The 23,395-nt window shown below is 61.9% G+C and carries 22 protein-coding genes; 6 read left to right on the top strand and 16 right to left on the bottom strand.

Annotated elements, in window-relative coordinates; translation table 11 throughout:
- The first annotated feature begins 2 nt into the window (after positions 1-2).
- On the top strand, positions 3-3,047 hold the full coding sequence (locus JNA92_RS11330; protein WP_241804744.1) for a multidrug efflux RND transporter permease subunit: 3,045 nt from the start codon (positions 3-5) through the stop codon (positions 3,045-3,047).
- A gap of 62 nt (positions 3,048-3,109) precedes the next feature.
- On the opposite strand, the gene JNA92_RS11325 is transcribed toward JNA92_RS11330, so the two are convergent.
- The 10 genes from JNA92_RS11325 to JNA92_RS11280 all read right to left on the bottom strand — a co-directional run bounded on the left by JNA92_RS11325 (position 3,110) and on the right by JNA92_RS11280 (position 11,621).
- A complete protein-coding gene (locus JNA92_RS11325; RefSeq protein WP_241804743.1) occupies positions 3,110-3,337 on the bottom strand; it encodes a hypothetical protein in 228 nt (75 codons plus the stop codon).
- Positions 3,337-4,035 (bottom strand): lipopolysaccharide kinase InaA family protein, encoded by a 699-nt coding sequence (locus tag JNA92_RS11320; protein ID WP_241804742.1) that lies wholly within the window; start codon positions 4,033-4,035, stop codon positions 3,337-3,339. The genes JNA92_RS11325 and JNA92_RS11320 overlap by 1 nt, the downstream gene beginning before the upstream one ends.
- 6 nt (positions 4,036-4,041) lie before the next feature.
- Positions 4,042-4,722 carry a class I SAM-dependent methyltransferase gene (locus JNA92_RS11315; protein ID WP_241804741.1) on the bottom strand — a complete coding sequence of 227 codons (681 nt, stop codon included), beginning with the start codon at positions 4,720-4,722 and terminating at the stop codon, positions 4,042-4,044.
- Between the two features lie 107 nt (positions 4,723-4,829).
- Complete coding sequence (locus JNA92_RS11310) at positions 4,830-6,140, bottom strand: sensor histidine kinase (RefSeq protein WP_241804740.1); 1,311 nt, start codon at positions 6,138-6,140, stop codon at positions 4,830-4,832.
- Entirely contained in the window at positions 6,130-6,813 is a 684-nt protein-coding gene (gene colR, locus JNA92_RS11305; protein WP_003255215.1) for a two-component system response regulator ColR, read from the bottom strand. The genes JNA92_RS11310 and colR overlap by 11 nt, the downstream gene beginning before the upstream one ends.
- A gap of 164 nt (positions 6,814-6,977) precedes the next feature.
- Positions 6,978-8,618 (bottom strand): chaperonin GroEL, encoded by a 1,641-nt coding sequence (gene groL / locus JNA92_RS11300; RefSeq protein ID WP_241804739.1) that lies wholly within the window; start codon positions 8,616-8,618, stop codon positions 6,978-6,980.
- Between the two features lie 48 nt (positions 8,619-8,666).
- Entirely contained in the window at positions 8,667-8,960 is a 294-nt protein-coding gene (locus tag JNA92_RS11295; protein WP_009395550.1) for a co-chaperone GroES, read from the bottom strand.
- A 240-nt stretch (positions 8,961-9,200) separates the two neighbouring features.
- Positions 9,201-9,662, bottom strand: coding sequence for an FxsA family protein (locus tag JNA92_RS11290; RefSeq protein ID WP_241804738.1), 462 nt, complete (start codon positions 9,660-9,662; stop codon positions 9,201-9,203).
- Positions 9,663-9,728: 66 nt separating this feature from the next.
- A complete protein-coding gene (locus JNA92_RS11285; RefSeq protein ID WP_241804737.1) occupies positions 9,729-10,460 on the bottom strand; it encodes a HugZ family protein in 732 nt (243 codons plus the stop codon).
- 150 nt (positions 10,461-10,610) lie between these two features.
- Positions 10,611-11,621 (bottom strand): DUF481 domain-containing protein, encoded by a 1,011-nt coding sequence (locus JNA92_RS11280; RefSeq protein WP_241804736.1) that lies wholly within the window; start codon positions 11,619-11,621, stop codon positions 10,611-10,613.
- A 152-nt stretch (positions 11,622-11,773) separates the two neighbouring features.
- On the opposite strand from JNA92_RS11280, the gene JNA92_RS11275 reads away from it, so the two are divergent.
- Positions 11,774-12,127, top strand: coding sequence for an MGMT family protein (locus JNA92_RS11275; RefSeq protein ID WP_241804735.1), 354 nt, complete (start codon positions 11,774-11,776; stop codon positions 12,125-12,127).
- A 43-nt stretch (positions 12,128-12,170) separates the two neighbouring features.
- Complete coding sequence (locus tag JNA92_RS11270) at positions 12,171-13,718, top strand: AmpG family muropeptide MFS transporter (protein WP_241804734.1); 1,548 nt, start codon at positions 12,171-12,173, stop codon at positions 13,716-13,718.
- A gap of 63 nt (positions 13,719-13,781) precedes the next feature.
- Here the strand turns inward: JNA92_RS11270 and JNA92_RS11265 are convergent, their stop codons facing one another.
- The 3 genes from JNA92_RS11265 to JNA92_RS11255 all read right to left on the bottom strand — a co-directional run bounded on the left by JNA92_RS11265 (position 13,782) and on the right by JNA92_RS11255 (position 16,690).
- Positions 13,782-15,026 (bottom strand): MFS transporter, encoded by a 1,245-nt coding sequence (locus JNA92_RS11265; protein ID WP_241804733.1) that lies wholly within the window; start codon positions 15,024-15,026, stop codon positions 13,782-13,784.
- A gap of 222 nt (positions 15,027-15,248) precedes the next feature.
- Complete coding sequence (locus tag JNA92_RS11260; RefSeq protein ID WP_241804732.1) at positions 15,249-16,091, bottom strand: mechanosensitive ion channel family protein; 843 nt, start codon at positions 16,089-16,091, stop codon at positions 15,249-15,251.
- Between the two features lie 113 nt (positions 16,092-16,204).
- Positions 16,205-16,690, bottom strand: a complete 486-nt coding sequence (locus JNA92_RS11255; RefSeq protein WP_241804731.1) for a YajQ family cyclic di-GMP-binding protein — start codon at positions 16,688-16,690, stop codon at positions 16,205-16,207.
- A gap of 102 nt (positions 16,691-16,792) precedes the next feature.
- Here JNA92_RS11255 and JNA92_RS11250 point away from each other — a divergent pair, with 102 nt between their 5' ends.
- The 3 genes from JNA92_RS11250 to JNA92_RS11240 are packed head-to-tail and all read left to right on the top strand — an operon-like array spanning position 16,793 to position 20,346.
- A complete protein-coding gene (locus tag JNA92_RS11250; protein WP_241804730.1) occupies positions 16,793-17,710 on the top strand; it encodes a putative 2-dehydropantoate 2-reductase in 918 nt (305 codons plus the stop codon).
- Positions 17,711-17,747: 37 nt separating this feature from the next.
- The gene (locus JNA92_RS11245) at positions 17,748-19,778 is read left to right on the top strand and encodes a sensor histidine kinase (RefSeq protein ID WP_241804729.1); all 2,031 of its coding nucleotides are present in this window, start codon (positions 17,748-17,750) and stop codon (positions 19,776-19,778) included.
- A gap of 1 nt (position 19,779) precedes the next feature.
- Positions 19,780-20,346 carry a cob(I)yrinic acid a,c-diamide adenosyltransferase gene (locus tag JNA92_RS11240; RefSeq protein WP_241804728.1) on the top strand — a complete coding sequence of 189 codons (567 nt, stop codon included), beginning with the start codon at positions 19,780-19,782 and terminating at the stop codon, positions 20,344-20,346.
- A gap of 41 nt (positions 20,347-20,387) precedes the next feature.
- Here JNA92_RS11240 and JNA92_RS11235 read toward each other — a convergent pair whose 3' ends face one another.
- The 3 genes from JNA92_RS11235 to argJ all read right to left on the bottom strand — a co-directional run bounded on the left by JNA92_RS11235 (position 20,388) and on the right by argJ (position 23,310).
- The gene (locus tag JNA92_RS11235; protein ID WP_241804727.1) at positions 20,388-21,332 is read right to left on the bottom strand and encodes a Nudix family hydrolase; all 945 of its coding nucleotides are present in this window, start codon (positions 21,330-21,332) and stop codon (positions 20,388-20,390) included.
- Positions 21,329-21,961, bottom strand: coding sequence for a glutathione S-transferase family protein (locus tag JNA92_RS11230; RefSeq protein ID WP_241804726.1), 633 nt, complete (start codon positions 21,959-21,961; stop codon positions 21,329-21,331). The genes JNA92_RS11235 and JNA92_RS11230 overlap by 4 nt, the downstream gene beginning before the upstream one ends.
- A gap of 131 nt (positions 21,962-22,092) precedes the next feature.
- Positions 22,093-23,310 carry a bifunctional glutamate N-acetyltransferase/amino-acid acetyltransferase ArgJ gene (gene argJ / locus JNA92_RS11225; RefSeq protein WP_241804725.1) on the bottom strand — a complete coding sequence of 406 codons (1,218 nt, stop codon included), beginning with the start codon at positions 23,308-23,310 and terminating at the stop codon, positions 22,093-22,095.
- Positions 23,311-23,395: the final 85 nt, after the last annotated feature.

Below are 23,395 nucleotides of genomic sequence, written 5' to 3'. Positions count from 1 at the left end.
GCATGGCGTTCACCGACCCGTTCATCCGCCGCCCGGTGCTGGCCAGCGTGGTCAGCCTGCTGATCCTGCTGTTGGGTTTTCAGGCTTGGAACACGCTGCAGATCCGCCAGTACCCGCAAATGGAAAATGCCCTGATCACGGTGACCACGGCCTACCCCGGCGCCAACGCAGAGACCATTCAGGGCTACATCACCCAACCGCTGCAGCAGAGCCTGGCCAGCGCCGAGGGCATCGACTACATGACCTCGGTGAGCCGGCAAAACTTCTCGATCATCTCCATCTATGCGCGTATCGGTGCCGACAGCGACCGCCTGTTCACCGAGTTGCTGGCCAAGGCCAACGAAGTGCGCAACCAGTTGCCGCAAGACGCAGAAGACCCGGTCCTGAGCAAAGAAGCCGCAGATGCCTCGGCCCTGATGTACATCAGCTTCTACAGCAAGGAAATGAGCAACCCGCAGATCACCGACTACCTGTCACGGGTCATCCAGCCGAAACTTGCAACCTTGCCGGGCATGGCCGAGGCCGAAATCCTCGGCAACCAGGTGTTCGCCATGCGCATCTGGATCGACCCGGTCAAGCTGGCAGCCTTCGGCCTTGCCGCCACTGACGTGACCAGCGCCGTACGCCGCTACAACTTTCTCGCCGCCGCGGGTGAGGTGAAGGGCGAATACGTGGTCACCAGCATCAACGCCAACACCGAACTGAAGTCGGCCGAGGCTTTCGCCGCATTGCCGCTCAAGACCTCAGGCGACAGCCGGGTCTTGCTCGGTGATGTGGCCCGGGTGGAGATGGGAGCGGAAAATTACGACACGGTCAGCTCGTTCGATGGCACGCCTTCGGTGTACATCGGCATCAAGGCCACCCCGGCCGCCAACCCGCTGGAGGTGATCAAGGAAGTACGCCGCATCATGCCGGAGCTGGAAAGCCAGCTGCCGTCCACGCTCAAGGGGTCGATTGCCTATGACGCCACGCTGTTCATCCAGGCCTCGATTGACGAAGTGGTCAAGACCCTTGGCGAAGCGGTGCTGATCGTCATCGTGGTGGTGTTTTTGTTCCTCGGCGCACTGCGCTCGGTACTGATCCCGGTGGTGACCATCCCACTGTCGATGATCGGGGTGTTGTTTTTCATGCAGATGATGGGCTATTCGCTCAACCTGCTGACCCTGCTGGCAATGGTATTGGCCATCGGCCTGGTGGTGGACGATGCCATCGTCGTGGTGGAAAACATCCACCGGCACATGGAGGAAGGCAAGTCACCGCTGGACGCCGCGCTGGAGGGTGCGCGGGAAATCGCCATGCCAGTGGTGTCGATGACCATCACCCTGGCCGCAGTGTATGCACCGATCGGCTTCCTGACCGGGCTCACCGGTGCCTTGTTCAAGGAGTTCGCCCTGACCCTGGCTGGGGCGGTAATCATCTCTGGTGTCGTCGCCCTGACCCTGTCGCCGATGATGTGTGCCTTGCTGCTGCGTCGGGAACAGAATGCCAGCGGCCTGGCCCATCGCCTTGACATGCTGTTCGAGCGAATCAAGGGCCGTTATCAGCGCCTGCTGCACACTACCCTGGACAGCCGCCCGGTGGTGCTGGTGTTCGCAGTGATCATCCTGTGCCTGATCCCGGTGCTGCTCAAGTTCACCCAGAACGAACTGGCACCGAACGAGGATCAGGGGGTGATCTTCATGATCAGTAGCTCGCCACAACCGGCCAACCTCGACTACCTCAATGCCTACACCGACCAGTTCACCCCACTGTTCAAAGCCTTCCCCGAATACTACTCGTCGTTCCAGATCAACGGCTTCAACGGTGTGCAGAGCGGCATCGGTGGTTTTCTGCTCAAACCCTGGAACGAGCGCGACCGCACGCAGATGGAGTTGCTGCCCCTGGTACAGGCCAAACTCGACAACATCAGCGGCCTGCAGATCTTTGGTTTCAATCTGCCGTCACTGCCTGGGACCGGCGAGGGCCTGCCGTTCCAGTTCGTCATCAATACCGCTGGCGATTACCAGACGCTGCTGGAGGTCGCTCAACGGATCAAGGAACGCGCCCAGGCATCGGGCAAATTTGCCTTCCTCGACATCGACCTGGCGTTCGACAAGCCCGAGGTGGTAGTCGACATCGACCGTGCCAAGGCTGCGCAGATGGGGGTATCCATGGACGTCCTGGGTGGCACGTTGGCGACCTTGCTGGGCGAGGGGGAAATCAACCGGTTCACCCTCGAAGGCCGCAGCTATAAAGTCATCGCCCAGGTCGAACGCCCCTACCGCGACAATCCCGGCTGGCTTAACAACTACTACGTCAAGAACGACCAGGGCCAACTGCTGCCACTGTCGACCTTGATCACCCTGAGTGACCGGGCGCGTCCGCGCCAGCTCAACCAGTTCCAGCAATTGAATTCGGCGATCATCCAGGGTGTGCCGTTGGTCAGCATCGGCGAAGCCTTGCAGACGGTACGGGACATTGCTGCCGAGCAGGCGCCGGAAGGGTTCTCCTTCGACTATGCAGGTGCAGCACGCCAGTACATACAGGAAGGCAGCGCGCTGTGGGTGACCTTCGGCCTGGCCCTGGCGATCATCTTCCTGGTGCTGGCAGCGCAGTTTGAAAGCTTCCGCGACCCACTGGTGATTCTGGTGACGGTACCGCTGTCGGTCTGCGGGGCGCTGTTGCCGCTGTTCCTGGGTATCTCCAGCATGAACATCTACACCCAGGTCGGCCTGGTGACACTGATCGGCCTGATCAGCAAGCACGGTATCCTGATCGTCGAATTCGCCAACCAGTTGCGCGAGGAAAAGGGCCTGAGCGCAAGGGAGGCGATCGAGGAAGCTGCGGCCATTCGCCTACGCCCCGTGCTGATGACCACCGCGGCGATGGTATTTGGCATGGTGCCGCTGATTCTGGCGACGGGCGCCGGGGCCGTGAGCCGCTTCGACATTGGTACTGTGATTGCGACGGGGATGTCGATCGGGACGTTGTTTACCTTGTTCGTGCTGCCGGCTATCTACACCCTGCTGGCGCACAAGTCTGCGGCCAAACAACCTGTGGTCGCCTGACCGGGGCAACGCAGAAAAGCAAAGGCCCCGCAATAGCGAGGCCTGCGATGCTCGAACCTGGCTCAGCCTGCCGGCCGCAAGCCCTGCCGAAGCCCGAACAGAAACAACAGCAGATCCTGGTCCGGCTGGGCATGGACCTGCTGTTTCACTGCCTGCGGCAACGCGCATTGTTCCGCCAGTTCAGCCTTGCTGAACACCTTGGGCCGCGGCTCTTCCCAGGCAGCAACCGCCACCGTGGTAACCGCCAGGCCGGCTATCAGAAACAAAGCTCGAGCGATTTCTAGTTTCATTACCCTAACCCTTTGACAGCGCTGCCAAACGCCATCTCGTAAAAGTAGAGCAAGGATTGCCATTCCGCGTCATTGAGCGACGAATGGCGGCGCAGCTGGCGAAGATCATTGGCCGCTGCGCGCTGGCAGCTGATGCGGCGGCGGCACTTCTCCAGATCGAGCAGCGCCACTTCAACGCGGCTTTGTTCACCCTCGCCGATCACCTTGACGAACACGTGCTTGCCGTACAGGCAACCATGTTGCCAATGGCCCAGGTGCATGCGGGCCAGGTTGTCGGCCAACTCTTTGAGCATGCGTTCATGCACCACGTGCGGGTAACGCTCGCGGGCACCTTGGGCATGCCAGGCATCGAGCTCGATGAAACCATCGAGCGCCTCGCTGACCAGCAGCGCACGCCATTGATGGTCAGCATCGCGCTCGGCTCCGCAAAACACGATACGCGGCACACGCACCCCCAGCTGTTCGAAGCTGTTCAGCGCGTCAAGCTCACGCAGCACCGTCGGCCTGCCGAACGGGTGCAGCAGGCTGCGGTAGATGTGCCCGACCTGGCGCTTGGCATACAGCAAGTTGCCATCGGCATCGTTAAGGCGTTGCACGCCACTTTCACCACCACGGCGCTGGTTCGGTTCCTCGACCCATTCGCCCTGCTGACGCCAGTAATAATCGAAGCGTGATTCCCCGCTTTGGGCTACAGCCATCAAACACTACCCCTTACGCAATACATAAACCCGCCACATGGCATAGAACGGCAGGAAATCCAGGCGTTCCTGGATTCTGAAGCCGGCGGCTTTGAATTCTTCTTCGACTGTCTCTGCCGGTAACACGAAACGGTTCTGGTAGCTGCCCGGCTCGGCTTTGGCACTGCGCTTGTGCTCGAGCTTCTGCCGCCGCCAGGCCTTGAAGTTTCCATCCACCCACAATGACAGGATTACGCTGTCGCGGCTAACCCTTTGAAACTCCGACAAAATCGCTTTCCTGTGGGCCGCCTCGCCGATGTGGTGAAACAAGCGCATGCAGAAAATGCTATCGACCGAGTTGTCCGGCAAGTCGATGGCGAACGCTGATGTTTGCAAGGGCCGTACCCGCGCCACCACCTCTGGCGGTTGTGCCGCACAGGCTGTCTCGATCATTGCCTCGGAATTGTCGGCACCGATGATCACCCTGTTGGGTTTTTCGGCCAGCAGCGGCCAGAAACGGCCCGCGCCGCAAGGCAAGTCCAGCACCAACCCCGGTTCTCCGGCCAGCGCCAAGGCGCGACGGGCCAGTTGCTCGTCGCGCTTATGGGAAAGGCGACGTGCCAGACCATCTTGGTGCTTTAGAAAGTACTCCCGGGCATGTTGCTGGTCGTACTTCTTGGAAAACTCGAGTTTGATAGGGCTACGCATTGGGCATCTCCTGGCTCCATTGCACGCACCTTAAGTAACACTGCGTAGGAAACAGGTCATTCCAATGTGAAAAAAGTGTTATCCCTAAAGGAATATAGCCCAGCGATTCACTCGCAAGGCTTCAGCGGATCGGACTTCTCAGCGCTCTGGCTCAAGTCCACCTGAAAGCGGCAGCCATGGGGTGCGGTTGAGGTCAGCGTAACGTGCCATCCCTGATCGTCGCAGATCCGTTGGACCAGCGATAAGCCAAGGCCCAGACCCTCACCGCGCCGTTCATCACCCCGCACGAAGGGTTTGAACATCGCTTCACGCTGCTCCTCCGGAATGCCGACACCGCTGTCTTCGACGCTGAACCCGTTGGCTTCAAGGCTCAGGCGAATGTAGCCACTGTCGGTGTAGTGCGCCGCGTTGCGCAAGAGGTTGCCCATCACCGACTGCAGGAACGTCGCGTTGTACAGCAGCGGGCCGGCACTGACGCGGCCATCGAAGTACAGCGTCAGCCCCTTCTGCTCGATGGTGTCGCGCCACACGCCGATCAAATCGTCGGCCACTTCACGCAGCGTCGCTTGGGAGGCCACGGCCCCCTGGTCGCGCTGGGCACGGGCGAGCATCAGGAAGGTTTTGACCAACTCACGCATTTCTTCGGTGGCACGGGCGATGCGCTCGACCTGGCTGCGTGAGCGGCTGTCCAGATTGGGGTTTTCGATCAGCAGCTCACAGGAAGTGGCCAGAACCATCAGTGGCGTGCGCAATTCATGGCTAACGTCGCTGGTGAACAGACGCTCGCGTGTCAGTGCATCGCGCAAACGACCAAGCGTATCGTCGAAGGCCGCGGCCAGCTGGCCGACTTCATCGGCGGCGTAGTCAGGCGCCAAGGGCGGTGCCAGGCCAAGCAGTTGATCACGATGGCGCACTTGCCGCGCCAGGCGGATCACCGGTGCCATTACACGCCGCGCCAGCAGCCAGCCGAGGAACACTGCCAGGACCAGGCTGAGCACGAAGCCCACCACGACGACAGCGAACAGCACCCGTTCGCGCTCTTCGAAATCGCTCTGATCCTGCAGCAGTACATAACGTCGGCCGTCTACGATTTCCACCATTGCGTGGTAGGAAAGCTGGTCGCGGAATACCTCATGAAAGCCTGCATCGAGGTGGCGCAAGTCTTTCGGCAGCTCGAAGTCATCTCGCCCACCGCTGAAGTAGAACAGCTGGTCGGGGCGCGGCCGATGGCTCCAGTCACTGATGCTGTCCATGCGCAGCAGGCGCTGCAAGTCGCCGCCCAGCACCGAGGAGATCAAGCGTTCTTCAACCAGATGCACCGTGGCGACGATACCGAAGGCGAACGCCCCGGCCACCAGCGCGCTCATCAGCGCGAAGGCGATGATGATGCGCTGCGCCAGGCTTTGCTTAAACTCCATCGCGACCCTCGGCCAGGCGATAGCCGACGCCATGGACGGTATGCAGCAACGGCTTTTCGAAGGGTTTGTCGATCACTTGCCGCAGTTGGTGTACGTGGCTGCGCAAGCTGTCGCTGTCGGGGCAATCATCACCCCACAACGCCTCTTCCAGTACCTCACGGCGCAACACGTGGGGGCTTTTCTGCATCAGCACCGCGAGCAGCTTGAGGCCGACAGGGTTGAGCTTGAGCAAGCGCCCTTGGCGCGTGACTTCGAGGGTATCAAGGTCGTAGCTCAGGTCGGCAACCTGCAAGGTGCGTCGCCCGCCGCCCTGGGCGCGGCGCAGCACGGCTTCGATGCGCGCGGCGAGCTCGGACAGGGCGAACGGTTTGAGCAGGTAATCGTCGGCGCCGGAGCGGAAGCCCTGCAGGCGGTCATCGAGCTGGTCGCGGGCGGTCAGCATGATCACCGGCGTATCGCGACGGGCATCCTCGCGCAGGCGCTTGCACAGGGTGTAACCGTCGATACCAGGCAGCATGATATCGAGCACGATCAGGTCGTAGTGCTCGGTGGCTGCAAGGTGCAGACCTGACAGGCCGTCCTGGGCGCAGTCGACGGTGTAGCCCTTCATGCCCAGATAATCAGCCAGGTTGGCAAGGATATCGCGGTTGTCTTCAACCAAAAGAATTCGCATCGGGTTCTCCTGTGCGGCGCTTCGCTGTGGTGCGCGGCAGGCGCAGCTTAAGGCCATCGACCGGACAGTGCCAGTGCTGGTACATATTCAGCGAAGTTTACGCAAACGAAAAAGCCCCGATTCTCACGAACCGGGGCTTTTCCTGTTACAGGGGTAAGGCTGGCTTACATCATGCCGCCCATACCGCCCATGCCGCCCATGTCTGGCATGCCGCCAGCTGGCTTGTCTTCCGGCAGGTCGGCAACCATGGCTTCGGTGGTGATCATCAGACCGCCGATCGAAGCAGCTGCTTGCAGGGCCGAACGGGTGACCTTGGCTGGGTCAAGGATACCCATCTCGATCATGTCGCCGTATTCGCCGGTAGCAGCGTTGTAGCCGTAGTTACCCGAACCTTGCTTGACCTTGTCGGCCACAACGCTTGGCTCGTCGCCGGCGTTGGCAGTGATCTGGCGCAGCGGCGCTTCAACAGCGCGACGCAGCAGAGCGATACCGACGTTCTGGTCTTCGTTGTCGCCTTTGAGGTCGACAATGGCAGCCAGGGCGCGAACCAGGGCAACACCACCGCCAGGCACCACGCCTTCTTCGACGGCTGCACGGGTAGCGTGCAGGGCGTCTTCAACGCGGGCTTTCTTCTCTTTCATTTCAACTTCGGTGCCAGCACCGACCTTGATCACGGCAACACCGCCAGCCAGCTTGGCCAGACGCTCTTGCAGCTTCTCACGGTCGTAGTCCGAAGACGTTTCCTCGATCTGGGCACGGATCTGCTTGACGCGTGCTTCGATGTCGCCGTCAACGCCAGCACCGTCGATGATGGTGGTGTTTTCCTTGGACAGGATGACGCGCTTGGCGTTACCCAGGTGCTCCAGGGTGGTGGTTTCCAGGGTCAGGCCGATTTCTTCGGAAATGACCTGGCCGCCGGTCAGGACGGCGATGTCCTGCAGCATGGCCTTGCGGCGGTCGCCGAAGCCAGGTGCCTTGACTGCGGCAACCTTGACGATACCGCGCATGTTGTTGACGACCAGGGTAGCCAGGGCTTCGCCTTCGACGTCTTCAGCAACGATCAGCAGCGGGCGGCCGGCCTTGGCAACGGCTTCCAGCACTGGCAGCAGCTCGCGGATGTTGGAGATTTTCTTGTCGACCAGCAGCAGCAGCGGGCTTTCCAGCTCGGCAACCATGGTGTCTGGCTTGTTGACGAAGTAAGGCGACAGGTAGCCGCGGTCGAACTGCATGCCTTCTACGACGGACAGTTCGTTTTCCAGGCCCGAGCCTTCTTCAACGGTGATCACGCCTTCTTTGCCGACTTTTTCCATGGCTTCGGCGATGATTTCACCGATGGAGTTGTCGGAGTTGGCGGAGATGGTGCCTACCTGAGCGATGGCCTTGGAGTCGGCGCATGGCTTGGACAGGTTTTTCAGCTCGGCGACGACTGCAGCGGTGGCCTTGTCGATACCGCGCTTGAGGTCCATCGGGTTCATGCCGGCAGCGACGGCCTTCAGGCCTTCGTTGACGATGGCCTGAGCCAGAACGGTCGCAGTGGTGGTGCCGTCACCGGCAGCATCGTTGGCCTTGGAAGCGACTTCCTTGACCAGCTGGGCGCCCATGTTCTCGAAAGCGTCTTTGAGCTCGATCTCTTTGGCGACGGAAACGCCGTCCTTGGTGATGGTCGGCGCGCCGAAGCTCTTGGCCAGGACGACGTTGCGGCCTTTCGGGCCCAGGGTCGCTTTTACCGCGTCAGCCAGAACGTTGACACCAACGAGCATTTTTTTACGGGCGGAATCGCCGAATTTTACGTCTTTAGCAGCCATGATCGTTTAATCCTTGAAATTCTTTGGAGTAACGGGAAGTCGGGTAAATCAGCCTTCGACAACGGCGAGGATTTCGTTCTCGCTCATTACCAGCAGGTCTTCGCCATCGACTTTCACGGTGTTGCTGCCCGAGTAAGGGCCGAAAACCACTTTGTCACCCACTTTGACGGCCAGTGCACGTACTTCGCCGTTGTCCAGGATGCGACCGGTGCCGACGGCGACAACTTCGCCACGGTTTGGTTTTTCAGCGGCCGAACCCGGCAGGACGATACCGCCAGCGGTTTTCGATTCTTCTTCGCTGCGACGGATGACTACGCGGTCATGCAGAGGACGAAGCTTCATTGTCGATCTCTCCCAATTTGTGGTTTTCATCGGCCGGTGTCGACACCGGCGGGTTGATGCGGTCCGGCGTTGCCGGGGTGGCCCGCGACGGGCGAACCACCTGTGTATTGTCCGGTGTTGCCACCAGAAACCTTGCGGTGACCACATACATGAGGCCGGCAGGATCAATTACAAGGCTTGCTGCAGAAATTTTTTCAACGAGCAGAAATGCCTGGGGCCGCAAAGCGGCCCCAGGGATGTCTATTTGTCGCGACGTTCGTACTCGCCTTCGATCACATTGGGCCGGTGGCCGCTGTCGCGCGGCTGTGCCTGAAAGGGGTCATCCTGAAACGCCCGCTGACGCATGGCCTGGGCCTCGGCACGCTGACGCATCTTGCGCGCGGCAAAGTGGCGGGTGAAGGGCAACAGGCAGAGCAGGCCCAGCACGTCACTGATGAAGCCCGGGAGCAGCAGCAGGCCACCGCCCACCGCCAGCATCAGGCCCTGGAACATGTCCTCGGCAGGCAGTTCGCCACGTTGCAGGCTTTCACGGGCACGCAAGGCAGTGGCCAGGCCGGCCACACGCATGACCAGCACACCCAGGGCGGAGCCGGCGATGATCAGCAGCAGCGCCGGGAAGAAACCGATGGCTGCGCTGACCTTGACGAAGACGAACAACTCCAGCACAGGGAAAAGCAGAAACAGCAGTAGAAAAGCACGCATCAAGGATTCCTCGACGGAAGACTATCTTCCTTTAAGACCATCAGATGGATGCGTGCGCTCGGTTTTTCAAGCGTCGATTTCTGCCGGGGCCGGCCATTGGTCGGCGCGCGCCAGTAAAACCAAGGCCTCGCGAACTTGTGTCGGCGTATTGCAATTGCTTGGAAAAGCCAGCCAGTGGATACCTTGGCCGATACGCAGGTGCATGCCTTCACTGTCGATGCCGACCAACTGCGCTGGCGCGCTGCGCGGCAAATCGCTCAATGCTACGTAGTGGGCGATGGCGTTGGCATGGTCGCTGTTCATGTGCTCGATCATGCTGGCCTCGGCCTTGCCGGCGAAGGGATTGGCCAGCGTCACTTGGTCGAGCCAGTGGATCGCCCCGAAGCCACCTATGTACCGATGACGCACTGGCTGCAGCACCCAGAAGTCGAAGTCGTGCGCCTTGTGGTAGTTGGCGGCTTCGGGGAAGTAACGGTAGTAGCGTTCGGCAGCGGCGTCGACGGCCGCTTCGTCCAGCAGTTTGTGCGCCTCGGCCATGATGGTCAGGCGGCCCACGGCCTGCACGTCCTCAGCCTCTCGCTCCCCCACCAGCAAGGAGCACTTTGGGTCTTTCTGCAGGTTGTGGGTGTGCTGGGCGATGCGGCTGATGAGGATCAGCGGGTTGCCCTCGGCATCCAGGCAGTAGGGCACCACAGAGCCGAAAGGGAAGCCAGGCATGGACTTGGAATGGGTCGAGAGTACACCGCGGTACTCCTTGAGCAGCAGTTCCCGGGCGGGGCGGATGGCCTTTTGACTCACGTCTTACTCCTCGGCAGGGGGCTAGGGGGCCCTTAAGCTTCAAGCTTCAAGCTTCAAGCTTCAAGCTTCAAGCTGCAAGAAAAAGCGGGAGCGAGGTGCCATGACATCTGCTTTCGCTTGGAGCTTGGAGCTTGCGGCTTGCAGCTGCCCTTACCAGGTCACGCCAAAACCTGCGGTGTAGCGCGTCTTGTCCAGGTCACTCTCACGCGTGCCAGTGATGATGTCCTTTTCAGCCTTGAGGTTGAGCGAGGCCCATTCGGTCACTTTGTAGCGCAGCCCCACCTCCGCATCGAGCGAATAGTCGGCTACGCCACCCAGAGGCTTGGCGAACTCACCGTTGGTGAACAGCTGGACATTCTTGCCGATCAGATAACGGGTGTAGTCCCACTTCACCGCTGCCGCATAGAAGTTGTCCTTGCTGCCATCCTGGTATTCGAAGTCGGTGCGGTTGATCAAAGAGCCGAGCGAGAACGCGCCCAGTTCGTCATCCCAGAACTGATAACCGGGGCCGGTACCCACGGTGCGCTGGCGCGCCAGATCCTCGATGTGATCACGCTTGTACTCAAGACGGCCCTGCCAGAACCACTTCTCGGTGATGAAGCGATCGAGCGCGTACTCCGCGCTCCAATTGTTGGTCGTGGTGACGTCGTCCTTGGTCTCGCGGTTGTACTCGCCTTCAGCGTTGTGCCGCCAATGGCCATGACGGGCCGTGGTCTTGAAGCCGATGTCATAGTCATCGGTATCGTTCTCCGCGCGCTTATAATCCAGTGCGGCATCGACATTACCTTTCCAGACCAAGTCCTCGACCACAGGCTTGGGCTTCATGATCTGCTCGATGCTGGCAAGCTCGACAGTCTTGGGCGCGTCACCATTGGCCAGGGTCACCTTGCCCGGTTCAGCGGCCTTCAACGACTTGGCCCGCTCTCCATTGTAGGCATCCTGCTTGACCAGCAACTCCTGGTCGCTCTCCAGGGTCTGCACCTGTTTCCAGTCCAGCGAGATAGAGCCACCGTACGGGGTCTCCAGCAACAACTTGCCACCGTCAAAAACGCGAATCTTGCCGCTCAAGCGGTCACCGTTCTTCATCCACACGGTGTCGGCGAACGCAGAAGAAGCGCACAAGGAAACGGTCAGCAGGCACAGCAAGGATCTAGAATGCATAAGCGAAATACAGGTTCGATTAGACGAATGAGCCGGGCATTATCCGGATGCGGACGACCAGAGCAAGGACAGACCCACCACCATGGCGTTGAGTTCAATACGCATTTACCGTGACCATTGGTCCGGTTTCACTTCAGGCCAGGGCTGCCGGGATGTCTGAGGGATATGAGCACGCGCTGGAAACACCCGAGGCCCGACGAACGGCGCTTTATTCGGTACTGGGCCAGGTGCCTGCCGGCAAGGTGGTCAGCTACGGTCAGCTCGCCGAATTGGCAGGGCTTGGCCGAGCGGCGCGTTGGGTTGGCAGGACCCTTGGCCAGCTTCCTGCGGACACCCGCCTGCCGTGGCACCGTGTGCTGGGTGCAGGCGGCCGTCTGAGCCTGGCGCTGGGCACGCCATCGGGTGACGAACAAAGGGCGCGGCTGCGTGCGGAGGGCGTGAATGTAGCCAATAATCGTGTGGATATGATGCGCCATGGCTGGCGCCCGATGGAGCACAGCGGTTAGAGTGCGCGTTTTGTTTTCGCAAACTTGAGGCAGATGTTGGCCCATGCCCCGTAAAACCTGGCGCGCTGCGCTCGCTGCCTATGCCAGCCCGTCAACCCTGGTGCTTCTGCTGCTCGGCTTCGCTGCCGGTCTGCCCTACATGCTGGTGTTTTCGACCCTGTCGGTGTGGCTGCGCGAAGCTGGCGTGGCGCGCGAAACCATTGGCTATGCCAGCCTGATCGGCCTGGCCTATGCCTTCAAATGGGTATGGTCCCCGCTGCTCGATCAGTGGCGGCTGCCGCTGCTCGGTGGGTTGGGTCGGCGGCGCTCGTGGCTGTTGCTGTCACAGGCACTGGTGGTGATCGGCCTGGTGGGCATGAGCTTGTGTGACCCGCAACAGCACCTGTCGTGGCTGATCGCTCTGGCCGTGCTGGTCGCGTTCGCGTCTGCCACCCAGGACATCGCCGTCGACGCCTACCGCCTGGAGATTGCCGACGATCAACGTCAGGCCGCCCTGGCCGCAAGCTACATGGCCGGTTACCGGATCGCTGCGCTGCTCGCCACCGCTGGCGCCCTGTTCTTTGCCGAATGGTTCGGTTCCACCGGCTTCAGCTACCTGCACAAGGCCTGGGCCGGCACTTACGTCCTGTTCGGTGTGATGATGCTGCCGGCGCTGTTCACCACGCTGGTGATGCGCGAACCTCCCGTGCCCCTGCGCACCCAGTTGTCGGCAGCGCGCTACGGGCTTATCCACCAACTGGCTTCGGTGTTCGTGCTGATCATTCTGTTGGTATCGGTGCCGGCAAGCTTCACCCAGCTGTTCAACACCGATTGGGCCAGCGTCATCTTCGGCGATGCCACACCACTGGACCTGCTGCTCGAAGACCGCGCCTTCCTGCGCCTGATTCTCTATGTACTGCTGAGCTGGGCGTGCCTGTCGGGCATGGGCCGTCGCGGCCTGGCGCCAGTGCTGACGCCAGTCAATGATTTCATCACCCGTTACCGCTGGCAGGCCCTGCTGCTGCTGGGGCTGATCGCCACCTACCGGATGTCGGACACGGTGATGGGCGTCATGGCCAACGTGTTTTACATCGACATGGGCTTCACCAAGGACCAGATTGCCAGCGTCAGCAAGATCTTCGGCCTGATCATGACCTTGGTGGGCGCAGGCGCAGGTGGGCTGCTGATCGTGCGCTTCGGCATCCTGCCGATCCTGTTCATCGGCGGCGCGGCGTCGGCGGCGACCAACATCCTGTTCCTGATGCTGGCCGACATGGGGCCGAACCTGCAAATGCTGGTGGTGACCATTTCCCTGGACAACTTCAGCTCGGGCCTGGCGACATCGGCGTTCGTCGCCTACCTGTCGAGCCTGACCAACCTGAAGTTCTCGGCCACGCAATATGCCCTGCTCAGCTCGATCATGCTGTTGTTGCCACGCCTGATTGGCGGCTATTCGGGGGTGATGGTCGAGAAGTTCGGTTATCACGACTTCTTCCTGATCACCGCCCTGCTGGGTGTACCGACCCTGATCCTGATCGCCTTGCAATGGCGACAGGAAGCAGGCCGCGGGAAACAGGCACCGGTGGATAACTCGGCGACCGAGCAGCCCTGAGTGTCAGTCGCGGACGTTACCCGCCCCATCGCCGGCTTGCCGGCAATGGGGCCACTGCTATCGCTACTGAGCGACAGCACCCTCATCAGGCCGGCCACCTACCACAGACCACAACGGCCAGAGCGCCAGCGCTCCCGCTACCCCTGCCGCCAGCGCGAAGTGCATCAAGCTCGCCCCCGCCCCGATCATGGCCATGAGCGCCCCGCCCAAGCCCAACAAGGCAATGGTGATCATCCCCAGCATCGCAGACACCAACCCTTTGCTCTGATCGCTGGAGAACAACGTCATGCGGTACAGCACCGCATTGGCCACGCCCAGGCCCAGCGCATACAGCGACATGCCCGCCACCACGCTGGTCACGCTGGGCCAGTACCAGGTGGCTAGCACCATCAGGCCCAAACCTGCCAGGTACGGCCACAGCGCGCCGCGCACCAGCGCCGGCAGCGGATAGCGGTCAGCGATGCGGTTGATGATCAGGTTACCCAGGATCAGCCCGCCGAATACCGGCAACTGCCACAGGGCGTATTCCATCGTGCTGAGCCCCTCGTCGTGGATAAGCAACACGGGAGAGAGGCCGATCCAGCCGATCAGCGGCAGGCCCACCAGGCCCAACGCCGCGCTGCCGGCGACGAAACGCCGGTTGGCGAGCAACTGGCCATAGCCCGCCAGTAGCGGCAGCAGGTGAATCGGCGTGAACGGCAGGCGGGAGCCGTCGCGCCGCTCCACACCTAAGGTCTCCGGCATCAAGCGGTACAGCAGCCCCCACACCAGCACCGCACCAGCGGCGAACGCCACGAACAGCCAGCGCCAGTCCAGCCATTGCAACATCAAGGTACCCACCAGCGGGCCGAGCAGTGGCGACAGCAAGGCAATATTGGCCAGCAACGCCATCATCCGCACCGCATCGGCCTCGCTGAACGCTTCGTTCAGGGCCGGGTAGCTGACCGTCACCACAAAGCCCAGGCCGATGCCCTGCAGTAGCCGCAGCAGGTTGAAAAGGCCAATGTCCTGCACCCAATAGGTGGCCAGGCAAGCGGCACCAAACAGCGCGCAACCGGCCAGCAGCAGTGGACGACGACCATAACGGTCGGCCAGCGGGCCGATCAGCCACTGCAATACCACACCACCGAGCAGGTACAGGTTCAATGCGTGGGGGATGTATTCGGGGCTGGCGTTCAGGTGGTCGACCACCACCGGCATGGCCGGCATGACAGCGTCGCTGGCAAGGTAGGTCAGCAGTTCGAACAGGGCCAGGGTCAGGCCGAACAACAGGGCTCTGAGAGGGGTGATGTACAGCAATGGTTTCATGGTGAGTATCGGTGCAAAGGCAGGTGGGGCTAGGCTATATGCCAGAAATGACGCGGCTTGGCTGTGAACAAGTGTAACGACAAGGGGCCGCTGCGCGCCCCAATCGCCAGCAAGCCGGCCCCCACAGGCTCACTGCAAACATCCGGCGCAGTGCATTACCTGTGAGCGCCGGCTCGCCGGCGATTGGGCCGCACAGCGGCCCCTTTGTCAGAACCTGAAGCGTTACTGCACGGCAGACTCCTGGACCACTCGAATCACCCGCTGCGGGAACGGAATGTCGATGCCTTCAGCCTTCAGGCGATCACGCGCATGTTCATTGAGCATGAACATCACATCCCAGTAATCGCTGGTCTTGGTCCACAGGCGCAGCGAAACGGTGATCGAGCTGTCACCCAGGGTCGACACCACGGCCTGCGGCGCAGGGTCAGCCAGCACGCGAGGGTCCTGCGCAAGCTCGAGCAGGACGTTGCGCGCCACCTGCAGGTCGGCCTCGTAATCCACACCCACGTCGAACACCACCTTGCGGGTCGGCTGACGGTTGGTGTTGGTGATGATGCCGTTGGACAGGCTGCCGTTAGGCATGATCACTGTCTTGTTGTCACCGGTGCGCAACACAGTGTGAAAGATCTGAATGCTGTCTACCGTTCCCGCTACACCCTGCGCCTCGATCCAGTCGCCGATGCGGAACGGGCGGAACATCAGGATCAGCACGCCGCCGGCGAAGTTCGCCAGGCTGCCCTGCAAGGCCAGGCCGATGGCCAGGCCGGCGGCACCGATGGCAGCGACGAAGGAGGTGGTTTCGATGCCGATCATCGACGCCACGCTGACCAACAGCAGCACTTTCAGCACGATGTTGGCCAAGGTGCTGATGAAGCCCTGCAGCGCCAGGTCGGCGTTACGCAGCCCCACCAGTTTGCCCAGGCGGGCGCTGACCTTGTTGACGATCCACCAGCCGACCGCCAGGGTCAGCAGTGCCAGCAGCACACGGCTGCCGTATTCCATGATCAAAGGGATCCAGGTCTGCGACTGGCGGACCAGCTGATCGACTTCAGCGTTCAAATCCATGTTCATCTCCTGGTACCGAACGGCACGTACACGTAAAACCGGCCACCACACGATCAGCGGCCATGGCCCCCATGGACATCATTGCGCCATCGGGGTTCCTGGTGACACCAGGATCAGTCGCGGAAGTTGTTGAACTGCAGCGGCATGTCGAACTCTTTGGCACGCAAGGCAGCGATGGCTTCCTGCAGGTCATCACGCTTCTTGCCGGTCACCCGCACCTGCTCACCCTGGATGGCAGCCTGGACCTTGAGCTTGGCATCCTTGATGTGGGCGACGATTTTCTTGGCCAGCTCTTTGTCGATGCCTTCGCGGAACGTGGCTTCCTGCTTCATTTCCTTGCCCGAGGCGTAGGCGTCTTTGACTTCCAGGCACTTGACGTCGATCTTGCGCTTGACCAGCGCCAGGCGCAGGATTTCGATCATCGCCTCGAGCTGGAACTGAGCCTCGGCAGTCAGCAGCACGGTCTGTTCCTTGTCCTTGAACTCAAAGCTGCCCTTGCCTTTGAGGTCGTAACGACGGTCGAGCTCCTTGATGGCGTTTTCGACAGCGTTCTGCACTTCGTGCTTGTCCAGTTCCGATACCACGTCGAACGAAGGCATGGTTGTTCTCCATAAAATAAAAGCGCGCTCAGTCTGAAGATGGAGCGCGTCGGGGTTTGAAGGTTAAAATGCGGGCTTATTATAACGGGTTGCGAAACGCAGATGAGCAGCACCTGGCATATTCTCGGCGCCGGTAGCCTCGGCACCCTCTGGGCTTGCCGGCTGGCACGCGCCGGCAAGGCGGTGCGCCTGATTCTGCGCGATCGTCAGCGGTTGCAGGCCTATGAACAGGCTGGCGGCTTGACCCTGGTCGAACAGGACCACGCCAATCATTACGCGATCTCTGCCGAAACAGCCGATGCCAACGGGCCGGTGCACCGCCTGCTGGTGGCGTGCAAGGCCTACGACGCAGCACCTGCCATCGCACAGCTGGCCCCGCGCCTGGCCGCTGGCGCTGAAATCGTGCTGCTGCAGAACGGCCTGGGCAGCCAGGACGAAGTCGCCGATCAGGTACCGCTGGCCCGCTGCATCTTCGCCTCCAGCACCGAGGGTGCGTTCCGCGAGGACGACTGGCGGGTACGTTTCGCCGGCCACGGTTTCAACTGGCTGGGCGACCCGGCCAACCCCGCCGCGCCGGAGTGGTTCGACGAGCTCAACGACGCCGGCATCCCGGCTCAATGGACCGTGGACATACTGACCCGCCTGTGGCGCAAACTTGCGCTCAATTGCGCGATAAACCCCCTGACCGTACTGCATGACTGCCAGAACGGCGGGCTGCTGGGGCATCTTGGCGAAGTCGATGGGCTGATAGCAGAACTGGGCGAGCTGCTGGGCCGCTGTGGCCAGCCCCAAGCTGCCGATGATCTGGGCGAAGAAGTCCATCGGGTGATTCTCGCCACGTCAGCCAACTACTCTTCCATGTATCAGGATGTGCGTGCTGGCCGGCGTACCGAGGTGCACTACCTGCTTGGCCACGCCTGCCGCGCAGCCACGCGCCATGGCATGGTGCTGCCTCGGCTGGAACACCTGCACCAGAGCCTGGTCGATAACCTGCGTGCACGTGGCTTGCCAAGCGCCTGACGCGCCCTTTCAACCGGATACGGACATTGCCTAGCCCATGACCTTGCGCCAACGCCTGGAAAACCTCCCGGTCGGGCAGAAGCTGCTGGCCGCCCTGCTGGTGCTGCTGGTGACCATCCTGCTGGTGGCCAACCTGACCTTCATCAGCGCCGCCTACTGGATCACCCAGGAGAGCATGGCGCCGCAAGCGTTGCAGACCATCGGCCGCCTGGTCGCCAACCCTCAGTTGGCTGCACGTGCCGGCGAATCCCCGGACGCTGCCACGGCACTGCTCAAAGAGCTGGACAGCTATACGCCGCTGCGCGCTGCGGCGGTCTATGGTGGCGATGGTCGCATGCTGGCCCAGTTGCAACATGGCGACCCGCTTGCCCTGCCCAAGCGTTATCGAAACATCGACAGCTGGCGCTTGATGGAATTTCGCAGCACCGAACTGATCCGTATCCCCCGTGATGCCCGCCCGCCTGCACACCTGCTGCTGGTGGCCAGCAGCGAACTGCCCACCGCGTTCTATACGGGCACTCTGAGTGCCAGCCTGGCGATCCTCGTATTCAGCATTCTGTTATGGCTGGTCATCGCCCGGCAGATCAAGCGCCTGATCACGCAGCCGATCAATCAGCTCGAAGAACTCAGCCGCCAGGTCACCCGCGAAGAAAGCTACGCGCTGCGCGCCAAACGGGGCAACGACGATGAGATCGGCAGCCTCGCCGACGCCTTCAACACCATGCTGTCGCGCATCGAGGCGCGCGAGCAGCAACTCAAGCGCACCCGCGACGAATTCCAGGACGCTTACGATCAGGCCCAGGGCCTGGCCGAGGAAACCCGCCATACCAACCGCAAGCTGGAACTGGAAGTCCAGGTGCGCAGCAAGATCGAGAAAAAACTCACCGGCTTTCAGAATTATCTCAACAGCATCATCGACTCCATGCCTTCGGCGCTGATCGCCCTCGACGAGCAGCTCTATGTCACCCAGTGGAATCACGAGGCCACGGTGCTCTCCGGCACGCCGCTGGACGAAGCGCTGAATCAGCCGATCTTCATCGCTTTCGAGCCGCTCAAGCCGTTCCTGCCGCAGCTCAAGGAAACCGTGGAAAAACACCGTGTCGCCAAGATCGAGCGGGTGACCTGGGCCAAAGGCGATGACGTGCGCCACTACGCCCTGACCTTCTATCCACTGATGGGTGGCGGCGGTCGCGGCGTGGTCATCCGCATCGACGACATCACCCAGCGCCTGTCGCTGGAGGAGATGATGGTGCAATCTGAAAAGATGCTTTCGGTCGGCGGCCTGGCGGCCGGCATGGCGCACGAAATCAACAACCCCCTGGGGGCGATCCTGCATAACGTGCAGAACATCCGCAGGCGATTGTCACCGGAGCTGCCACGCAACCAGGAGCAAGCCGACGAGCTGGGCATCGACCTGCCCAGCGTCAATCGCTACCTGGAGAGCCGCGAAGTACCGCAACTGCTGGATGGCATTCAGCAGGCCGGCGCCCGGGCGGCCAAGATCGTCACTCATATGCTCAGTTTCAGCCGCCGCAGCAACCGCCAACTGGCGCCCTGTGACCTGCCGGCATTGATCGACCAGGCCGTTGAAATCGCCGGTAACGACTTCGACCTGGCCATCGGTTTCGATTTCAAAGGCCAGGCCATTGTCCGTCAGTTCGATCCCAACCTGGGGCCGGTGCCGTGCACCGCCAACGAGCTGGAGCAAGTGCTGCTCAACCTGCTGAAGAATGCCGCCCAAGCCATTCACCAACGGCCTCAACCCTGCGAGCCAGGAAGGATCACCTTGCGCACCCGGCTCAGCCCCCCGTGGGCCGAGATCCAGGTCGAGGACAACGGCGTCGGCATGCCCGAAGCAGTCCGCAAGCGCACCTTCGAGCCGTTCTTCACCACCAAGGAAATCGGCCAGGGCACCGGGCTCGGGTTGTCGGTTTCCTACTTCATCATCACCAATAACCACAAGGGGCAGATGGAAGTGCATTCCACGCCCGGCCAGGGCACTTGCTTCACCCTGCGCCTGCCCCTCGGTCAGCCCTCTGCGGCGGCCCCGAATCAGACGGAGACATGACATGGGCTATCGCCTGTCGAAGATCTACACCCGCACCGGCGACTCAGGTGAAACCGGCCTGGGCGATGGGCGCAGAGTGCCCAAGGACCATCCGCGGATCGAGGCCATCGGCGAGGTGGACAGCCTCAACAGCCAGCTTGGGCTGTTGCTGGCCGGTTTGGCAGAACAAGGCCTGGATGAGGTCAGCGAGGTTCTGGCGCCTTGCCAGCATCGCCTGTTCGACCTCGGCGGCGAGTTGGCGATGCCCAGTTACAAGGCATTGAACGAGGCCGAGGTGCAACGGCTTGAGGCCGCCATCGATGAGTGGAACGAGGAGCTGGGACCGCTGACGAACTTTATCCTGCCCAGTGGCTCGGCGCTGGTCGCCCAGGCGCACGTCTGCCGAAGCCTGGCGCGCAGTGCGGAGCGACGCTGCCAGCAATTGAATGCGGTTGAGCCTCTGGACGGTGTGGGGCTGGCGTATATCAATCGCCTTTCCGATCTGCTGTTCGTGGCGGCGCGGATCATCGGGCGGCGGCAAGGCATTGCCGAGGTGTTGTGGCAGGCTGCGCAAAAGCCAGCAGGCTGAAACCGCAAGGGGCTGCGTGGCAGCCCCTGCGATAAGCCGGCTCAGGTCTCAGGCCAAAAGGCCCGAATCCCGGCAACACCTTGCGCCCCGGCTTCCCAGGCCAGCTCACGCACCTGTGGCCCTACACCACCGAGCAGGAACACCGGTTTGCCGAAGCCGGCAATCAAGCGCTGAGCCTCATCCCACCCCAGCGGCGCGGCGTCAGGATGGGTCTGCGTCGCCTGCACTGGCGACAGCGTGACGAAATCCACGCCCATCTGCTCAGCCAGCGCCAGCTCTTCAGCACTGTGGCAGGACGCTGCCAGCCAACGCTCTTTAGGGAAAGGCCGACCCTTGGCGGCATATTTACGCAGTTGCGCAGCCGTCAGGTGCCAGCCAGCCGAGGGGAAGTCGCCCAACCACTCCAGCGGCCCCTTGAGCATCAACTGGGCCTTGCCCGCACATAGCCCCACTGCATCCACCGCCACATCGCGGTACTTGGGGTCGTACATGTCCGGCGCACGCAACTGGATCAGGCGGATACCGGCGGCGACTGCCTTCTGTATCCCCTTGAGCAGCTCGGGCACGTCCAGGCCGTCCGGGGTGATCAAGTACTGATCGGGCAGGCGCGCGGCGGCCACGATCGGCTTGTTGGCCTCGGGGAACTCATACTGTGGCAAGTCCCTTGGCGACACCCAGGCCAGCGGCTGGCCTTCAGCGCCATGGGGTTCGCCGGTGAACGCTTCGACCTCACGGACATCGAGCAATACCTGCTTGTCCGGGTAGTCGTGGCTGACCTTGATCAGCGCCCGAGAACGGGTCACCTGGATTCCCAGCTCTTCGCGAAGCTCCCGAGCCAGCGCCGCTTCGACGCTTTCGCCCTCCTCCACCTTACCGCCGGGGAATTCCCACAGGCCGCCCTGATGCTGGCTGCCGGCGCGTCGGGCAATGAGGATGCGGCCGTCTGTACCGCGAATGACACCTGCTGCTACATGAATCCGTTTCACCCTTCACGCTCCGCCAGGCCTGCTTGCTGCCAGGCCTTGAAGGCTGGCCATTGGTAAATGGTTTCGACATAGCTCGCAGCCTGCGCTGGCACCTCTACACGGTAAGCGCGCAAACGCACGGCAACCGGAGCGAAGAAGGCATCGGCCAGGGTCGGCTTGCCGAACAGGAACGGGCCACTGTCCTTGGCCACCAGACGGCATTCGGACCACAGCGCGACGATACGGTCGATATCCACCTGCACATCCAGCGGGATGTTTTCCAGCGCCTCGTCCCGGGAAAGATCGAACGGCATGGCGCCACGCAGGGCGACGAAACCGCTGTGCATCTGCGCGCAGGCCGAACGGGCCTGGGCACGGGCGGCAATATCGACAGGCCACAGCTGCGCCTCAGGGTGTTGCTCGTTGAGGTATTCGGCGATGGCCAGGGAGTCGGCGATCACCCCGTGCTCGGTCTTGAGCAGCGGCACCTTGCCGGTGGAGGAAAATGCGAGAAGGCGCTGACGGGTGTCGGGCTGGTCGAGTTTGATCAGGGTCTCTTCATAGGGAACGCCGGCCAGCTCAAGCGCCAGGGCGCCGCGTAGCGACCAGGAAGAATACAGCTTGTCGCCGATGATCAGGTGATAGCTCATGGGTCGGCTCCGATGATGTGGCAATGTCGGTGGGCCTGAGGCTGCAGTGCAGCCTGTCGCCGGCTAGCCGGCTCCCTGCTGCTCAGTGCAATGACTGTGGGAGGCGGCGCGCCGGCGATGAGGCCGTTGGATCAGGTACGGTATTCGGCGTTGATCTTCACGTATTCGTGGGACAGGTCGGTGGTCCAGATGGTTTCGCTGCACTGGCCACGGCCCAGCTCGATACGGATGGTGATCTCTTCCTGGGCCATCACCGCCGAGCCCTGCTCTTCGGTATAACTCGGGCTGCGGCCGCCTTTGCTGGCGATACACACAGTGTCGAGGTACACGTCGATCAGGCTTACATCCAGCGCAGGCACACCGGCGCGCCCTACGGCAGCGAGGATGCGGCCCCAGTTCGGGTCGGAGGCGAACAGCGCGGTCTTGATCAGCGGCGAGTGAGCCACGGCGTAACCGACATCCAGGCATTCCTGATGGTTGCCACCGCCATTGACCTGCACGGTCACGAACTTGGTAGCGCCCTCGCCGTCACGGACGATGGCCTGGGCCACTTCCATGCACACTTCGAACACCGCCTTCTTCAGTGCGTCGAACAACGCGCCGCTGGCCTCGGTGACTTCCGGCAGGCCCGCTTTGCCCGTGGCGATCAGCATGCAGCAGTCATTGGTCGAGGTGTCGCCATCGATGGTGATGCGGTTGAACGACTTGTTGGCGCCGTCGAGCATCAGGTCCTTGAGCACGGCCGGGGCGACTTTGGCGTCGGTGGCGATATAGCCGAGCATGGTGGCCATGTTCGGGCGGATCATGCCGGCGCCTTTGCTGATACCGGTGACGGTCACGGTGACGCCTTCGTGCTGGAACTGACGGCTGGCACCCTTGGGCAGGGTGTCGGTGGTCATGATGCCCGTGGCGGCTTCAGCCCAGTTGTTTTCCGACAGGTTGTCCAGAGCGGCCTGCAACGCACCTTCGATCCTTTCGACCGGGAGCGGCTCTCCGATCACACCGGTGGAGAATGGCAACACCGACTCGGCAGGCACGCCGGCCAGTTCCGCCAGCTTGGCGCAGGTACGCTCAGCGGCGGCCAGCCCCGGCGCACCGGTACCTGCGTTGGCGTTGCCAGTGTTGGTCAGCAGGTAACGCACAGTGCCCTGAACGCGTTGCTTGGCGAGGATCACCGGTGCTGCGCAAAAGGCGTTGAGGGTGAATACGCCTGCCACGCTGGAGCCCTCGGCGCAGCGCATGACCACCACATCCTTGCGCCCTGGGCGCTTGATGCCGGCAGAAGCGATGCCGAGTTCAAAACCCGGAACCGGATGCAGGGTGGGCAAAGGACCAAGACCAACAGCCATTAGAGCGCTCCTAGAAAAACGGTGAAGTGATAAGGGAAGAGCAGGGCCGCTTCGCGCCCCATGTGCGGCACAAGGCCGCTCCTAC

The sequence above is a fragment of the Pseudomonas putida genome (genome assembly GCF_022627325.1).
Taxonomy (GTDB): domain Bacteria; phylum Pseudomonadota; class Gammaproteobacteria; order Pseudomonadales; family Pseudomonadaceae; genus Aquipseudomonas; species Aquipseudomonas putida_X.
This window is presented reverse-complemented; position numbering and strand designations above follow the sequence as displayed.